At 63.9% G+C, this 14,576-nt stretch carries 13 protein-coding genes; 7 read left to right on the top strand and 6 right to left on the bottom strand.

Features of this window, described 5'->3' with window-relative positions; genetic code table 11:
• The 4 genes from IVB54_RS03900 to IVB54_RS03885 all read left to right on the top strand — a co-directional run bounded on the left by IVB54_RS03900 (position 1) and on the right by IVB54_RS03885 (position 4,473).
• Entirely contained in the window at positions 1-630 is a 630-nt protein-coding gene (locus IVB54_RS03900) for a general stress protein (RefSeq protein WP_018453227.1), read from the top strand.
• Between the two features lie 253 nt (positions 631-883).
• Positions 884-2,671 carry an NAD(P)/FAD-dependent oxidoreductase gene (locus IVB54_RS03895; protein WP_247777076.1) on the top strand — a complete coding sequence of 596 codons (1,788 nt, stop codon included), beginning with the start codon at positions 884-886 and terminating at the stop codon, positions 2,669-2,671.
• A 52-nt stretch (positions 2,672-2,723) separates the two neighbouring features.
• Positions 2,724-3,701: a peptidyl-alpha-hydroxyglycine alpha-amidating lyase family protein gene (locus IVB54_RS03890; RefSeq protein ID WP_018453226.1), complete on the top strand. Its 978-nt coding sequence runs from the start codon at positions 2,724-2,726 to the stop codon at positions 3,699-3,701.
• A 214-nt stretch (positions 3,702-3,915) separates the two neighbouring features.
• Complete coding sequence (locus tag IVB54_RS03885) at positions 3,916-4,473, top strand: HNH endonuclease (RefSeq protein WP_007597381.1); 558 nt, start codon at positions 3,916-3,918, stop codon at positions 4,471-4,473.
• A 72-nt stretch (positions 4,474-4,545) separates the two neighbouring features.
• On the opposite strand, the gene IVB54_RS03880 is transcribed toward IVB54_RS03885, so the two are convergent.
• Positions 4,546-5,547: a glycoside hydrolase family 16 protein gene (locus tag IVB54_RS03880; protein ID WP_018453225.1), complete on the bottom strand. Its 1,002-nt coding sequence runs from the start codon at positions 5,545-5,547 to the stop codon at positions 4,546-4,548.
• Between the two features lie 302 nt (positions 5,548-5,849).
• On the opposite strand from IVB54_RS03880, the gene IVB54_RS03875 reads away from it, so the two are divergent.
• The 3 genes from IVB54_RS03875 to IVB54_RS03865 all read left to right on the top strand — a co-directional run bounded on the left by IVB54_RS03875 (position 5,850) and on the right by IVB54_RS03865 (position 8,847).
• On the top strand, positions 5,850-6,071 hold the full coding sequence (locus tag IVB54_RS03875; RefSeq protein WP_018453224.1) for a dodecin: 222 nt from the start codon (positions 5,850-5,852) through the stop codon (positions 6,069-6,071).
• Between the two features lie 158 nt (positions 6,072-6,229).
• Positions 6,230-8,134, top strand: coding sequence for a diguanylate cyclase (locus IVB54_RS03870; protein WP_018453223.1), 1,905 nt, complete (start codon positions 6,230-6,232; stop codon positions 8,132-8,134).
• A gap of 65 nt (positions 8,135-8,199) precedes the next feature.
• Positions 8,200-8,847, top strand: coding sequence for an HAD family phosphatase (locus IVB54_RS03865; RefSeq protein WP_026232488.1), 648 nt, complete (start codon positions 8,200-8,202; stop codon positions 8,845-8,847).
• Between the two features lie 24 nt (positions 8,848-8,871).
• Here the strand turns inward: IVB54_RS03865 and IVB54_RS03860 are convergent, their stop codons facing one another.
• The 5 genes from IVB54_RS03860 to IVB54_RS03840 are packed head-to-tail and all read right to left on the bottom strand — an operon-like array spanning position 8,872 to position 14,493.
• Complete coding sequence (locus IVB54_RS03860; RefSeq protein ID WP_007597389.1) at positions 8,872-9,840, bottom strand: dipeptide ABC transporter ATP-binding protein; 969 nt, start codon at positions 9,838-9,840, stop codon at positions 8,872-8,874.
• Complete coding sequence (locus IVB54_RS03855) at positions 9,837-10,832, bottom strand: ABC transporter ATP-binding protein (RefSeq protein WP_085350758.1); 996 nt, start codon at positions 10,830-10,832, stop codon at positions 9,837-9,839. Before IVB54_RS03855 ends, IVB54_RS03860 begins: the two co-directional genes overlap by 4 nt.
• A complete protein-coding gene (locus tag IVB54_RS03850) occupies positions 10,832-11,749 on the bottom strand; it encodes an ABC transporter permease subunit (RefSeq protein ID WP_007597392.1) in 918 nt (305 codons plus the stop codon). Before IVB54_RS03850 ends, IVB54_RS03855 begins: the two co-directional genes overlap by 1 nt.
• Positions 11,715-12,674 (bottom strand): ABC transporter permease, encoded by a 960-nt coding sequence (locus IVB54_RS03845; protein WP_007597394.1) that lies wholly within the window; start codon positions 12,672-12,674, stop codon positions 11,715-11,717. The genes IVB54_RS03850 and IVB54_RS03845 overlap by 35 nt, the downstream gene beginning before the upstream one ends.
• Before the next feature lie 28 nt (positions 12,675-12,702).
• The gene (locus IVB54_RS03840; RefSeq protein ID WP_026232487.1) at positions 12,703-14,493 is read right to left on the bottom strand and encodes a peptide ABC transporter substrate-binding protein; all 1,791 of its coding nucleotides are present in this window, start codon (positions 14,491-14,493) and stop codon (positions 12,703-12,705) included.
• Between the last annotated feature and the right edge of the window lie 83 nt (positions 14,494-14,576).

The raw sequence follows: 14,576 nt of genomic DNA, 5'->3' as shown, positions 1-14,576 counted from the left end.
ATGACGACCACTATTTCTCGACTCTATGACACCTATTCGGATGCGGAACGTGCGGTCAGGCGTCTGGAGGCCGCGGGCGTGCCGCACTCCGACATCAGCATCGTCGCGAACAATTCCGATAACTGGTACGGCTCCTCCACCGGCAAGGTTGACCGTGATCGCGACGGCGTCGACGATCGCGCCGAAGGTGCCGGCACGGGTGCCGGCATCGGCGCAGGCCTCGGAAGCGCGGCCGGCCTGCTTGCCGGACTCGGCCTGCTGGCCATTCCGGGACTCGGACCGGTGGTTGCCGCCGGATGGCTGGCTTCGACCGCAGTTGGTGCCGCGGCCGGCGCCGCGACGGGCGGCATCGTTGGCGCGCTGACCGAAGCCGGCGTCTCCAAGGATGATGCGTCGCGCTACGCGGAGGGCGTCCGTCGCGGCGGAACGCTGGTATCGGCGCGGGTACCCGACCAGGACAGCACACGTCTCGATGCCCTTCTGCACGAGAAGGCCGTGAACCTGCAGGAACGGAGCGCCGCCTGGCAAAAATCCGGCTGGAACGGCTTCGATGCCGCAAGCCCGCCGTTGTCACCCGACGATGTCGGCCGTGAGCGTGAGCTGTACGGCGCCGGCACGCGGGTGAGGTAGGGATGTTCCGCTCGCCGCCACGCCAGCGGCAGTGAATCCCAAGAGCGCGAGGGAGGCTCCACCAAGGTGGAGCCTTTTTCGCGTGCCCCTCCTCGAACACCACGAGGGTGCCGCAGGTCTCTCTCAACGAGCGCATTCCGCTGAAGCAGGGCCACATGTTCTCACTGCTCGGGTAATCGGCTATTGGCCGTCTGCGAAACAGTATAGCTTTCGACCGTAGAGGAAACGCCGCGGAGACGGCACGAGGTCGCGCATGCTGGACAGGACCAAGGACATTGTCGCATCCGCGCAAGCCTGGCTCGATGAGGTCGAGCTAACGCTGGGCGCAGCCGATAGCGCTGCGCTGGATCGTCTTTTCCTCGCCGACAGCTATTGGCGCGATGTGCTGGCACTAAGCTGGAACCTGCAAACGATCGGCGGCGGCGACTCGATCAAGCGGGAGCTGACAACGCTCGCGGCAAAGGCTGCGCCGGGCAGCTTCAAGATTGCGCCGAACCGAGCGCCACCGCGCTGGGTGACGCGTGCCGGGACCAACACTATCGAGGTGATCTTCAATTTCGAAACCGCACTGGGGCGCGGCAGCGGCATCGTCAGGCTTGTGCCCGACGCCACCGACGGCGACCGCCTGAAAGCGTGGACGCTCCTCACCGCGCTCGACGAGCTCAAGGGCTTCGAGGAGCAGCTCGGCACCTCGCGGCCGCGCGGCCAGGCCTATTCGCGCGACTTCCGTGGACCGAACTGGCTGGACTTGCGCAACGGCTCGCGCGACTACGCCGATCGCGATCCCGCCGTGCTGGTGGTCGGCGGCGGCCAGGCCGGGCTCGCGATCGCGGCGCGGCTGAAACAGTTGAACATCGACACCCTGATCGTCGATCGCGAGGCACGGATCGGGGACAATTGGCGCAAGCGCTACCACGCGCTGACCCTGCATAACCAGGTGCAGGTCAATCATTTGCCCTACATGCCGTTTCCGCCGAGCTGGCCGACCTATATCCCCAAGGACAAGCTCGCCAACTGGTTCGAAGCTTACGTCGAGGCGATGGAGCTGAACTTCTGGACCGGAACCGAATTCGAGGGCGGCGCCTACGACGATGCGAAAGACCACTGGACCATCACACTGCGGCACACCGACGGCAGTGAGCGTATCATGCACCCGCGCCATGTGGTGATGGCGACCGGCGTCAGCGGCATCGCCAATGTGCCTGTCATTCCGACCCTGGATAACTTCAAGGGCACGCTGCTGCATTCGAGCCGCTACGAGGACGGCGAGACCTGGACAGGAAAACGCGCCATCGTCATCGGCACCGGCAATAGCGGCCACGACATCGCGCAGGATCTTCACTCCAGTGGTGCCGAAGTGACGCTGGTGCAGCGTTCACCTACGCTCGTCACCAATATCGAGCCGTCGGCCCAACTCGCTTATGCGACCTACAATGAGGGCACGCTCGAGGACAACGATCTGATCGCGACCTCGATGCCGACACCGCTCGCGAAAAAGACCCATGTGATGCTGACGGAGCAGTCGAAGGAGCTCGACAAGGAACTGCTCGACGGGTTGCGGCGCGTCGGCTTCAAGCTCGATTTCGGCGAGGCCGGCACCGGCTGGCAGTTCAAATATCTCACCCGTGGCGGCGGCTATTATTTCAATGTCGGCTGCTCCAACCTCATCATCGAGGGCGCGATCAAGCTCAGGCAGTTTTCCGACATCGAGAGCTTCGTCACCGAGGGCGTTCGCATGAAGGACGGCACAACCCTTTCGGCCGACCTGATCGTGCTCTCGACCGGTTACAAGACACAGGAATATCTGGTGCAGAAACTGTTCGGCGACGCCGTCGCCGACCGGGTCGGCCCGATCTGGGGCTTTGGCGACGGCCTCGAGCTGCGTAACATGTATACGCGCACCAGGCAGCCCGGCCTCTGGTTCATCGCCGGCAGCCTCGCGCAATGCCGGATCAACTCGAAATATCTGGCGCTGCAGATCAAGGCGATCGAGGAAGGGATTTTGGGGCAGGCTGGAGCGGCAGCGGCGAGCACCGCTTGAACAACACCGTAGAAGCAGTGTCGCACCACGATAACGAACAAGAGGAGAATTCATGCCAGCCATTCTCGGCACCGGCGAGCACCGCTACCGCGTCGTTGAAAACTTCGCAAAGCTGCCGGACGGATGGCAGCTCACCGACGTCGCCTCGGTCGCGGTCGACAGCAAGGACCGCGTCTACGTCTTCAACCGCGGGGCCCATCCGATGGTCGTGCTGGACCGCGAGGGCAATTTCTTGCGAAGTTGGGGCGAAGGCCTGTTCTCGCGCGCCCACGGCCTGCACATCGATGCCGACGACAATCTCTATTGCACCGATGACGGCGACCACACCGTGCGCAAGTGCACCACCGACGGCAAGGTGCTGCTGACGATCGGCATCCCCGAGAAACCGTCGCCGTTCATGAGCGGCGATCCCTTCCACCGCTGCACCCACACCGCGCTGTCGCCGAAGGGTGAAATCTACGTCTCCGACGGCTATGGCAATGCGCGCGTGCACAAATTCACGCCCGGCGGCAAGCTGATGACAAGCTGGGGCGAACCCGGCACCGATCCCGGCCAGTTCAACATCGTGCACAACATCGCCACCGACGCCGACGGCTTTGTCTATGTCGCCGACCGCGAGAACCACCGCGTGCAGGTGTTCGACGGCAACGGCAAGTACGAGACGCAGTGGAACAATCTGCACCGCCCTTGTGCGCTATGCTGTTGCGGTGGGGCTAAGAGCCCGACCTTCGTCATCGGGGAACTCGGCCCTGGCCTGGCCGTCAACCGCAAGGTGCCCAATCTCGGCCCGCGGCTCTCGATCGTGGACGCCAAGGGCAACCGCATCGCGCGGCTCGGTGGCGAGGAAGGCCCGGGCGTTGCGAGCGGCAAGTTCCTGGCGCCGCACGGCATCGCACTGGATTCCAGGGGCGACATCTATGTCGGCGAGGTCGGCGTCACCGACTGGAAGACCAGCTTTCCGGACGAGGAGATGCCGGCCGTGGTGCGCGCGACGCGATGTTTGCAGAAGCTGGAGCGCGTGCGGGAGTAGCTGCCTCGGCACATCCACGTCGCGCTGTCAGGATGACGCTGCCTCAACGGCCTCGGACTTGGAAATCACAGCGTTTTGCGCGCTTTGCCACCCCCCGGCCGCATTGCTTGTGCCGGAATAAGTCGCTCAACGGGCTTCACAATCCCGTCACGCTGCATGTAGTATGTCAGTTACGTGCTGCTTCGCAGCGTACATTGGAGGCCAGGAGCGTTACTTGAACGCACATGTCTCGCAAGGCCATTGGCCGGTGTTGGTGCTGAATGCGGACTTCCGGCCGCTGAGTTACTACCCACTGTCTTTGTGGTCGTGGCAGGACGCGATCAAGGCGGTATTCCTCGACCGCGTCAACATCGTCGCGCATTACGATCAGGCGGTCCATAGCCCCACGCTGCAAATGCAGCTGCCGAGCGTCGTCTCGCTCAAATCCTTCGTCAAGCCGACCACCCACCCTGCCTTCACCCGATTTAACGTCTTCCTGCGCGATCGTTTCGCCTGCCAATATTGCGGCTCGCCCGAAGACCTCACCTTCGACCACATCATCCCGCGCAGCAAAGGCGGCCAGACCACCTGGGAGAACGTGGTCGCGGCGTGCTCCCCCTGCAATTTGCGCAAGGGCAATCTGACGCCGGTGCAGGCCAAGATGTTTCCACGCCAGCACGCCTTCGCGCCGACCGTGCACCAGCTCCACCGTAACGGCCGCCTGTTCCCGCCGAACTATCTGCACGACAGTTGGCTGGATTATCTCTACTGGGATACGGAGCTGGATCCGTAACGTCGGCGTGCAGGCCCTCGGCAATCCATCGTTGACTCGCGCCGCCCAACGCCGGGAGAGATCAGCGAGCTTCTATCTGCGCGCCTGCTCCAGATCGATCTGATAGACGGAAATCCGGTCGATCTCGAATGCGACGGTAGGCGGCGACTCCGCGTCGACCGGACCGACGCCGAGAAAGAATTTGGATCCGATCGCGAGATTGACGATCATGTACATGGGATCGTCGAAACCGATCGGCACCTTGATGTCGGACACCGGTCTGCGGTCGATGAAATAGACCAGGCGATCCTCCTCCCACAGCACACCGTAAGTGTGGAATGCGCTCGACGCGTCGCCGACCGCGAAGTCGAAGCCGCAGGACTGAATCTTCTGGGTCGAGGGAATCCGCCAATGCGTCGTCATCACGAGATCGCCCGGCTTTTCGCCGCGGCCTTCCAGCACGTCCACCTCCGGCGGCCAGCCACCGTCATCCGCCAGCATCCAGAACGCCGGCCACACTGCGTGCCCGACCGGCACCTTGGCGCGGATCTCGAAATAGCCGTGCTTCTGCGCGAACGTGCCCTGGGTCGTCAGTATCCCGGAGATGTACTCGTTGTCGAACAGCACCGGCTTCAACCCCGGCGGGGTACGGCTGGCGACGATCGACAGCACGCCGTCCTTGACCTTGAACGGATCGAGCCCGAGCGGCGCCGCGTTGCGCCCCGCATAGCGCGGATCGACATAGATCTGTTGCTCGCCATTGGCGCTGGTCTTGCGCTTGAAGTCGGAGCCGTCGCCGCCCCAGTAACGCGCCTCCGGCCAGGCCGCGCCGCCGGCGTAATGCGGCACCCAGCGTCCGTTTGCCAGCGGATGCTCGTCAAAATCCTCGTTGAAGGTCCGGCGTAGCGGCAAGAAGACCAGCGAGGCCGGATTGACCTTCTCCAGCCGACGGCACTCGATGGTGGAGGGATCGGTCGTGACCTGCAGCGACATGCTCATCGGGGCACCGTCGAGATCGTCCTGCGCGATGGCCGGCGCGGGCACAACGCAGAGACCGATCGCAGCCAGAGCGCCCCTCGTCCAACGCTCGATCATCACCGCACTTCGAAGACGCCAGAGGAAAGGCCAAGGTTAGCTTACTCATATCGGAACCGGCAAGAGCGGGCCGGCGACCGCGCGCCAATTCAGGAGCGCCGCTTGCACACGCGATCCAGATTTTCGTGCACTTAGAAAAATTGGGACGCCTAGGCAGCGCTCGGAAGGCGAGCGGCAGGCTCCTGCCGGGACGGAACTCGGGGCGCCGGCATCCGTTCAGAGTCGAGGCCGGATGTCGCGCGGGCGCCAGTTGTCCGCGACAGACATATCCGGTCCCGCCACAGCACGAGGGGAGAATAGTCATGGCCACAAGCGAGACGGATCACGTCTACAAGATCCTGGAACTGGTCGGATCGTCCGAGACGTCGATCGAGGATGCGATCAAGAACGCGGTCAGCCGGGCCGCAAAGACCGTTCGCGAGATGAAATGGTTCGAGGTGGTGCAAACGCGCGGCCATATCGAGAACGGTGCCGTGCGCCACTACCAGGTGACGCTGCGGGTCGGCTTCACGCTGGATGAGTGAGGCAGAAAGGCCCGGCGCGCGGGGTCAGCCTGGTTAGCTCGACGATAGCCCGTCAATTGTCGAGGATTGTTCCGACCGGAAGCGCACAATCCGCACGGAAGTTGCAACAGCCCGTTAAGGCCAAAGTGAGAGGTTTGCGCCGAAATGGAGCAAGCCTGATGACCACGGGCCGCGAACTCGGAAAGACGCGCCTTCCGCTCTGGGCAGCGGGTTTCGTCATCCTGACCTGCTTCGCCATCCTCGGCTTGAGCGCCTGGCGTGAATGGGAAACACGCAATGCCGATCTCAAGAACGCCGAGATCGACGTCGCCAATCTGGCGCATTCGCTGATCCAGCACGCGGACGACACCTTCGAACTCGTTGATACAATCCTCGTAGGCCTGGTCCACCGGCTCGAAATCGACGGGACGGGTCCGGACACGATCACCAAGCTTCAGGCCTATCTGCCGACACGAAAATCATCGGACCGGATCCGCGGCATCTTCGTTTATGACGCGAGCGGGCAGTGGCTTGCCACGACCGAGCGGCTCGACTTCTCCAAGCTCAACAACAGCGACCGCGAATATTTCCAGCGTCATCGGCACTCGCCGGAGATGGGCACGCTGATCGGACCGCCCGTGAAGAGTCGAGCCGGGGGCCAATGGGTCGTCACCGCGTCCCGCCGGATCAACGATGCCGACGGCGGCTTCGCCGGCGTTGCCCTGCTCACGATCGACGTCGGCTATTTCGTCAAGTTCTACGAGCGGTTCGACATCGGTACGAACGGCTCGGCATCGCTGCTCAACGATAGCGGCATCATGCTGGCGCGCAGCCGCGACGACAGTGGCGCCTTTGTCGGACGCGACCTGTCCAATGCGCCCTTGTTCAAGGGATGGGAAAGTCGCCCCGCCGCAGCAGTCTACTATTTCAAGTCGCCGCTCGATGGCGTCCAGCGGCTGAGCTATTACCAACGCAGCAGCCGCTATCCCCTAATGGTGCTGGCGAGCAAGTCGCGGGACGACGTGCTGGCGCCGTGGCGGCAAGCCGCGGCTGCGCGCACCACCTTCGTCCTCGGCCTTGTGCTGCTGATCGCGGTGATCGGCTTCTACCTGGTCCGTCAGCTCGTACAGCGGCAGCGCACGGCCCAGGCCCTCGTCGTCAACGAAGCAAACTTCCGCCTGTTGGCCGAGCAATCCAGCGACATGGTGACCCGGATCGGGCTGGACAACCGGCTGCTCTACGTTTCCCCCTCGTGCGTACGCATCACGGGCTGGTCCTCCGACGAGCTGCTATCCACCTCGGCCCTGGCCGGCATTCACGCCGACGACATGGAGCGGGTCGAGCAGGCTATCGCCGCGCTTAAGAATGGCGAGGCCGAGGAGACGCGGTTCGTCTATCGCCACCGTCATCGCGACAAGGGCGAGATTTGGGCGGAGGCGGCGTTGCACGTGACCCTGGCGTCGGACAGCGGTGAGATCGACGGCGTCGTCGCGGTGGTGCGCGACATCACCGAGCAGAAGGATCTTCAGGACAAGCTCGCCTCGCTTGCAACGACCGACGGCCTCACCGGACTCGTCAACCGGCGCGCGTTCGACGAGCGCCTCGCCGAGGAATGGGCCCGGGCCCGGCGCGATGGCACGCAGCTCTCGCTCCTGCTGATCGATGTCGATCATTTCAAGAAGTTCAACGACCAATACGGGCATCTGGCGGGCGACGGATGCCTGCGCGCGCTGGGCCGGATCCTATCAACCCACACCAAGCGCCAGGCCGACGTCGCGGCGCGCTACGGTGGCGAAGAATTCGCCGTGCTGTTGCCGAACACCGGTCCCGAGGGCTGCGCCGAGGTCGGCGAAGGGATTCGCAAGGCTCTGCACGATCTCGCCATGCCGCATGCGCAAAGTCCCCCCTCGCGCCTGGTGACCGCAAGCGTTGGCGGCGCGACGAGTCTGCCGTCCCAAACCACGGCGGACTGCAGCACGCTGGTCGGCGCCGCCGACCGCGCGCTCTACGCCGCCAAGGACAACGGCCGTGACCGGCTGGTGATGTCGGGACAGGTCGTTCCCTGGCCCGCCAGGAGCGCGTGACGGATCGACCGCTGGCCCGATTTGTTGCCTGCGCTCCAGCGCGGTATGGCTTGGATCACGGCCGGATGTTCGGCCAATCCGAGAGTGCTGCGGTGACCGGTCAAATCAAACTCGTCCTCTTCGACATGGACAATGTCCTCTGCGACTACGACACGGCAAAGCGTGTCGCATGGCTGGCGAAGGTTGCGGGGACCACGAGCGAATCCGTCCACAAGGCGATCTGGGACAGCGGCTTCGAGCTGCTCGGCGATTCCTGCACACTCGATGCCGCGGACTATTTGCGGGGTTTCGGCGACCGCATCGGCTATCCGCTGTCACTGGACGAGTGGATCGAGGCGCGACGCCGTTCAATGCAGGCCGATCGTGCCATGCTGGAGATTGTCGGCAGCTTGCGTCAAACCGTCGACATTGCCGTCCTGACCAACAACACGACGCTGGTCGCCGACCATATCGCAGCGCTGCTGCCGGAATTGCCACCGCTGTTCGGCTCGCGAATCTACGCCTCGGCCCGGTTCAAGACGGCGAAGCCGGACCCGCGCTGCTTCCGCCTCTGTCTGTCGGAGCTCGACGTCAAACCGGAGAACGTCCTGTTCGTCGACGATCTCATGGCCAATGTCGCCGGTGCGCGAGAGGCGGGCCTGTTCGCGCATCACCACACCTCGGTTGAGGCTTTCAGGCGGGCCCTGTCGGAGCACGGCCTGCTTCACGCATGAATGCGCGATCCGCTTTTCCCGGCGTCAGGCGAGATGGCACGCCACAAAGTGCCCGCCTGCTCCCTCCTTCAGCTCCGGTGCGCTTTCCGCGCAACGCGGCTGGGCGATAGGACAGCGGGTGTGGAAGTGGCAGCCCGACGGCGGCTTCATCGGGCTCGGAACGTCGCCCTTGAGGCGGATGCGCTCGCGCTTGAGCTTGGGATCGGGCACCGGCACCGCCGATAACAGCGCCCTCGTGTAGGGATGCTGCGGATTGCGGTAGAGGTCGCTGGCCTTGGCGAGCTCGACGATACGGCCAAGATACATCACCGCGACCCGGTCGGAGATGTGCTCGACCACCGACAAATCGTGCGCAACGAAGAGATAGGTGAGGTTCAGCTCCGCCTGGAGATCTTCCAGCAAGTTGATGACCTGCGCCTGGATCGAGACGTCGAGCGCAGACACCGGTTCGTCGCAGACGATCAGTTTCGGCTCGACCGCGAGCGCACGCGCGATCACGATGCGCTGGCGCTGACCGCCGGAGAATTCATGCGGATAGCGGCGCATGTGCTCGGCCTTGAGCCCGACCTTCACCAGCAGGCTCGCGACGCGATCCTCACGCTCCTTGGCGGATGAGCCGAGCTTATGGATGACGAGGGCTTCGCCGAGGATGGCGCCGACCGTCATGCGCGGATTGAGGGAGGCGAACGGGTCCTGGAACACAAGCTGCATGTTCCGCCGCATCGCGCGCAAATCGTTGCCGCCGAGCTGGCGGACATCCTGACCGTCGAACACGACCTCGCCGTCGGTCGGTTCGATCAGGCGCAGCACGCAGCGTCCCGTCGTCGACTTTCCGCAGCCGGATTCGCCGACGAGGCCGAGCGTCTCGCCGCGGTTGACCGAGAACGAGACCCCATCGACGGCATAAACGCTGCCGACCTGGCGCGACAACAGGCCGCCATGCACGGGAAAATATTTCTTCAGGCCGCTGACGCGGAGCAGGGGCTCGGTCATGCTGCGCCTCCCAACTGCGTATCTCCCAGATGACAGGCCATACGGTGGCCGGGCGCGATCTCGCGCAGCAGCGGCTCCCTCTCGGTGCAGACGCTCATGGCGTGGCGGCAGCGCGGAGCGAAGCGGCAGCCGACCGGCGGATTGATCAGGATCGGCACCGAGCCGCCGATCGCCTCCAGCCGCACCTTGTGCTCGCTGGCGAGATCGATGCGCGGGATCGAGCGGATCAGTCCCTGGGTATAGGGATGGCCGGGATTGCCAAAGAGGTCGTCGACGGGCGCCTCCTCCACCACCTTGCCGGCATACATCACGACGACGCGTTGCGCGGTCTCGGCGACGACGCCCATGGCATGGGTGATCAGCATCACCGCCATGCCGAAGCGTTCCTTCATGTCCTGGAGCAGGTCGAGGATCTGCGCCTGAATAGTGACGTCGAGGGCCGTGGTGGGCTCGTCGGCGATGATCAGTTTCGGCTTGCAGGCGAGAGCCATCGCGATCATCACACGCTGGCGCATGCCGCCGGAGAACTGATGCGGATAGTTGTGCACGCGGCCTTCGGCGTTGGGAATCTGCACCAGCTTGAGCATCTCGATGGTGCGATCGAGCGCCTGTTTCCTGGTGACATTCTCATGGCGGCGCAGGCTTTCGGCGATCTGCTCGCCGATGGTCAGCACCGGATTGAGCGAGGTCATCGGCTCCTGGAAGATGAAGCCGATCTCCTTGGCGCGGATCTCGTCGAGCTGACTGCTCGTCAGCGGCACGAGATCGCGGCCCTCGAAGATGATCTCGCCTGCCGCGATGCGGCCCGGCGGCATCGCGATCAGCTTCAGGATCGACATCGCGGTGACGGTCTTGCCGCAACCGGATTCGCCGACGACGCAGAGCGTCTCGCCGCGGTTGATGGAGATGTCGACACCGTCGACCGCCTGGAGGATGCCGTCGTCGGTGGAGAAGTGGGTTTTCAGTCCCTTGATCTCGAGCAGCGGCGCCATCAGATCACCCGCCGCGCATCGAGCGCGTCACGCAGGCCGTCGCCGATAAAATTGATGGCGACCACTGCGATGAAGATCGCGCCGCCCGGGAACAGCGCCCAGTGCGGGCCGATGTCGAGAAAGTCTTTCGCGTCATAAAGCAGCCGGCCCCAGGTCGGCGTATCCGGCGGGAAGCCGAGGCCGAGGAAGGACAGCGTCGATTCCGCGATGATGGCTGCGGCCACGTCGATGGTGCCGGCGATGATCACCGGACCGAGCGCATTGGGCAGGATATGGCGCACCACCTGCCGTACCGGGCTGGCTCCGAGAGCGCGCGCGGCTTCGACGAATTCCTTCTCGCGGATCGACAGGAACTGGGCGCGAACGAGGCGGGCGACCGGCATCCAGCGCAAGCCACCGATCACGAGCACGATCAGGATGAAAATGCCGCCCTCGGGGCCGAACGCTGCCTTCAGCCCGTCGCGGAAGAGATAGATCAGCAGCAGCAGCAGGGGCAATTGCGGCAGCGACAAAAAGAGATCGGTGAGCCACATCAGCCCATGGCCGAGCGCGCCGCGCGACATGCCGGCGAGCGCGCCGATCAGCACACCGACAAAGACCGAGACCAGCATCGCGGCGAGACCGACCGCGAGCGAGATGCGCCCGCCATAGATCATGCGGGCGAGGATATCCTGCCCGAGATCGTCGGTGCCAAAGGGATGGGCCAGCGACGGCCCCTGCATGCCCGCCACGATGTCGATGTCGTCGATCTTGACCCGCCAGATAAAGGGGCCGACCACCACCGCCAGGATCAGAACGAGGAGCAGGAACGCGCTGACCACGGCAAGCTTGTGGCGGCTATAGCGCCGCCACGTCTCGCGCCAGGGCGAGTAGACGCGCCGCTCAGCGGAGGGAGATGCGAGGGTCAAGCCAGCCATAAAGAACGTCCGCGATGAGATTGAACAGCACGACCAGGCACGCAAAGACGAAGGTGACGGCCATCACCACCGGCGTGTCGTTGGAAAGGATGGAGGAGATCAGCAGCGAGCCGATGCCGGGGATGCGGAAGATCTGCTCGGTGACGATGGCGCCGCCGAACACCGCCGGGATTTGCAACGCAATCAACGTGACGACCGGGATCATCGCGTTGCGCATCACATGCTTGATGATCACCCGCCTCTGGCCGATGCCCTTGGCGCGCGCGGTGGTGACGTAGTCGAGCCGGATCACGTCGAGCATCGCCGAGCGCACGAAACGCGTCATCGACGCAGCCTGGAACAGGCCGAGCACCGCCACCGGCATGATCGCCTGACGGATCATCTCCAGCACCCAGTGAATCCCCGTGCCCTTGATGTCGGTCGTGTAGACGAAAGGCAGCCAGTCCAGCGTGACCGAGAAGATCAGGATGAACAGGATGCCGGTGAAGAAGGTCGGCAGCGAGAAGCCGACAAAGGCGAGCGTGTTGGCGACCTGGTCGAACAGCGAATAAGGTTTCGTCGCGGCGTAGACCCCGACCGGGATCGCGATCAGGAGCGCAAGGATCTGCGCCGAGCCGATCACGTACAGCGTCGTTGGCAGTCGCTGGAGAATGAGCGTGTCCACGTTCATCCGGCTGACGAAGGAGAAACCCCAGTCGCCGTGCAGCATGGCGTTGAGCCAGTGCAGGTAACGAAGGTAGATCGGATCGTCGAGGCCGAACTTCGCCCGAAGCGCGAGAGCGACTTCGGGCGGCACGTTCGGATTGGTCGCTAGCTCGGAGAAGGGATCGCCCGGGGCGAGTGCGAGCACGACGAACAGCACGAGCGAAATTCCGAGCAGGCTCGGAATCGCGATCAGGAGGCGACGCAGGACATACTGGCTCATGAAGAAGGACCGCTCTAGGCGTGCGTGATCATTCTTCGCGGTACCAGTCGAACAAATTGTCGGTCTCGTTGGCCCAGCCGGAAACGACCGGGCGCAGATTGTTGGCGGCCGCCTCGACCTTCAGACGGTGCTGCACCGGGATGAAAACGATGTCGTGGTACATGAGATCATTGGCCTTGATGTAGAGCGCCGCGCGCTTGACCGGATCCATTTCGCCGTCGGCGGCCAGGATGGTCGCGTCGTACTCCTTGTTGACCCAGCGCGGGAAGTTGGTGCCCTGCCACTTGTTCTCCTTGGTGGCGACGAGGTTCGAAAGGTAACGACGCATGTGCTGCGACGGATCGGGCTGGCTCAGCGGGATCTGGAACATCTCCATGTCGGCGTAGAACTTGGAATAGGTGTCGGGATTGCCGACGTCGGAGGAGAAGAACACGGAGGCGACGACCGATTTCAGCTCGACGTCGATACCCGCCTTCTGGCAGGCCTGCTTGACGATGGCCTGCGTCTTCTGGCGCGGCCCGTTGATCGCGGTCTGGTAGAGGAGCTTCAGCTTCTTGCCGTCCTTCTCGCGGATGCCGTCGGCGCCCGGCTTCCAGCCGGCGTCGTCGAGGATCTTCGAGGCCTTCTCGACGCTGAACTCCCACGAGGTGTTCTTGGACACGAATTTTTCGGGCCCGTTGAGGAAGTTGGCGGTGGTGCGGCCGGCGCGGCCGTAGATGGCCTTCTTGACCGATTCGCGATCGATCAGCAGCGAGAGCGCCTTGCGCACCGCTGGATCAGAAAACAGCGGGTGCTTGGTCTTTATCGAGGAGCGTTCGCCATCGACCTCGGTGTTGGGATCGGTGAAGTTCAGCGCGATGAATTCGGTGTCGCCGCCGACGGCGTAGACGGTTTTTCCCTTGCCGCCCTTCTCCAGGCGCAGCAGCACGTCGTCCTCGACCTGAATGTTCCAGCCGAAATCATATTCGCCAGTCTGGATCACCGCGCGCGCGGCAGAGACGGCGTCGCCGCCGCCCTTCATCTCGATCGAATCGAAATAGGGGCGGTTGGCCATGTGATAATCGGGATTGATCACGCCGCGGACAAGATCGCCCGGCTTGAACTCGACGAACTTGTAGGGGCCGGTACCGACCGGCGAGAGGTTGGTCGGCGCCTCCCGCGACTTGGACCCCATATAGTCCTTGAACAGATGTTTCGGGATGATGGTATTGGGAGCCCCGACAAAAGCGTCGGCCCAGAACGGCGTCGGCTTGTTGAACAGGATGCGGACCGTGAGGTCGTCCACCTTCTCGACGGTGATGTCGCGGAGCGTCGCGATGGTCAGTGCGGAGGTCGCCGGATCCTTGGCATATTCCCAGTTGAAGACGACGTCGTCGGCCGTGAACGGCGTGCCGTCATGCCATTTGACGCCGGGCTTGAGTTTCCAGGTCACCGACTTGCCGTCGGCGGCGAGGCCACCGTTCTGGATCGAGGGAATTTCGGCGGCCAGGACCAGCTTCATGTTGCCGTCGGGATCCCAACAGGCGAGCGGCTCGTAGAACAGACGCGCGCCGTCCTGGTCCTTGGTGCCGGTGGCGAAATGCGGATTGAGCAGGGTCGGCCCCTGCCACCACAGCAGCTTGAGCGCGCCACCGCCGCCGCGCTTGGTCGGCTTGTAGGTCGAGGCGCCCTCGGCCATGGCGACGCCGCCAAGGGCGAGAATCTGGTTGGCCAAAGGCGCGGTGAGACCCACGGCGGCAAGACGCTGAATGAAGCCGCGGCGATCCATCCGCCCGTCCTTCACGTCACCGATCATCGAACGCAGTTGTTTATCCAGCATGGTTGTCCCCGTCTGGTTCCCGTATGGATGCAGGCGGTCGCGCGAGGCGACCACCGGGCTTGGCTGGCGGTAGATGGCACACC

It is taken from the genome of Bradyrhizobium sp. CW1, assembly GCF_023100665.1.
Lineage (GTDB): Bacteria > Pseudomonadota > Alphaproteobacteria > Rhizobiales > Xanthobacteraceae > Bradyrhizobium > Bradyrhizobium canariense_D.
This window is presented reverse-complemented; position numbering and strand designations above follow the sequence as displayed.

Coding starts and splice junctions, on each gene's coding strand:
- IVB54_RS03900 (WP_018453227.1), top strand. CDS start 1: ATGACGACCACTATTTCTCGACTCTATGACACCTATTCGGATGCGGAA.
- IVB54_RS03895 (WP_247777076.1), top strand. CDS start 884: ATGCTGGACAGGACCAAGGACATTGTCGCATCCGCGCAAGCCTGGCTC.
- IVB54_RS03890 (WP_018453226.1), top strand. CDS start 2,724: ATGCCAGCCATTCTCGGCACCGGCGAGCACCGCTACCGCGTCGTTGAA.
- IVB54_RS03880 (WP_018453225.1), bottom strand. CDS start 5,547: ATGATCGAGCGTTGGACGAGGGGCGCTCTGGCTGCGATCGGTCTCTGC.
- IVB54_RS03875 (WP_018453224.1), top strand. CDS start 5,850: ATGGCCACAAGCGAGACGGATCACGTCTACAAGATCCTGGAACTGGTC.
- IVB54_RS03870 (WP_018453223.1), top strand. CDS start 6,230: ATGACCACGGGCCGCGAACTCGGAAAGACGCGCCTTCCGCTCTGGGCA.
- IVB54_RS03865 (WP_026232488.1), top strand. CDS start 8,200: ATGTTCGGCCAATCCGAGAGTGCTGCGGTGACCGGTCAAATCAAACTC.
- IVB54_RS03860 (WP_007597389.1), bottom strand. CDS start 9,840: ATGACCGAGCCCCTGCTCCGCGTCAGCGGCCTGAAGAAATATTTTCCC.
- IVB54_RS03855 (WP_085350758.1), bottom strand. CDS start 10,832: ATGGCGCCGCTGCTCGAGATCAAGGGACTGAAAACCCACTTCTCCACC.
- IVB54_RS03850 (WP_007597392.1), bottom strand. CDS start 11,749: ATGGCTGGCTTGACCCTCGCATCTCCCTCCGCTGAGCGGCGCGTCTAC.
- IVB54_RS03845 (WP_007597394.1), bottom strand. CDS start 12,674: ATGAGCCAGTATGTCCTGCGTCGCCTCCTGATCGCGATTCCGAGCCTG.
- IVB54_RS03840 (WP_026232487.1), bottom strand. CDS start 14,493: ATGCTGGATAAACAACTGCGTTCGATGATCGGTGACGTGAAGGACGGG.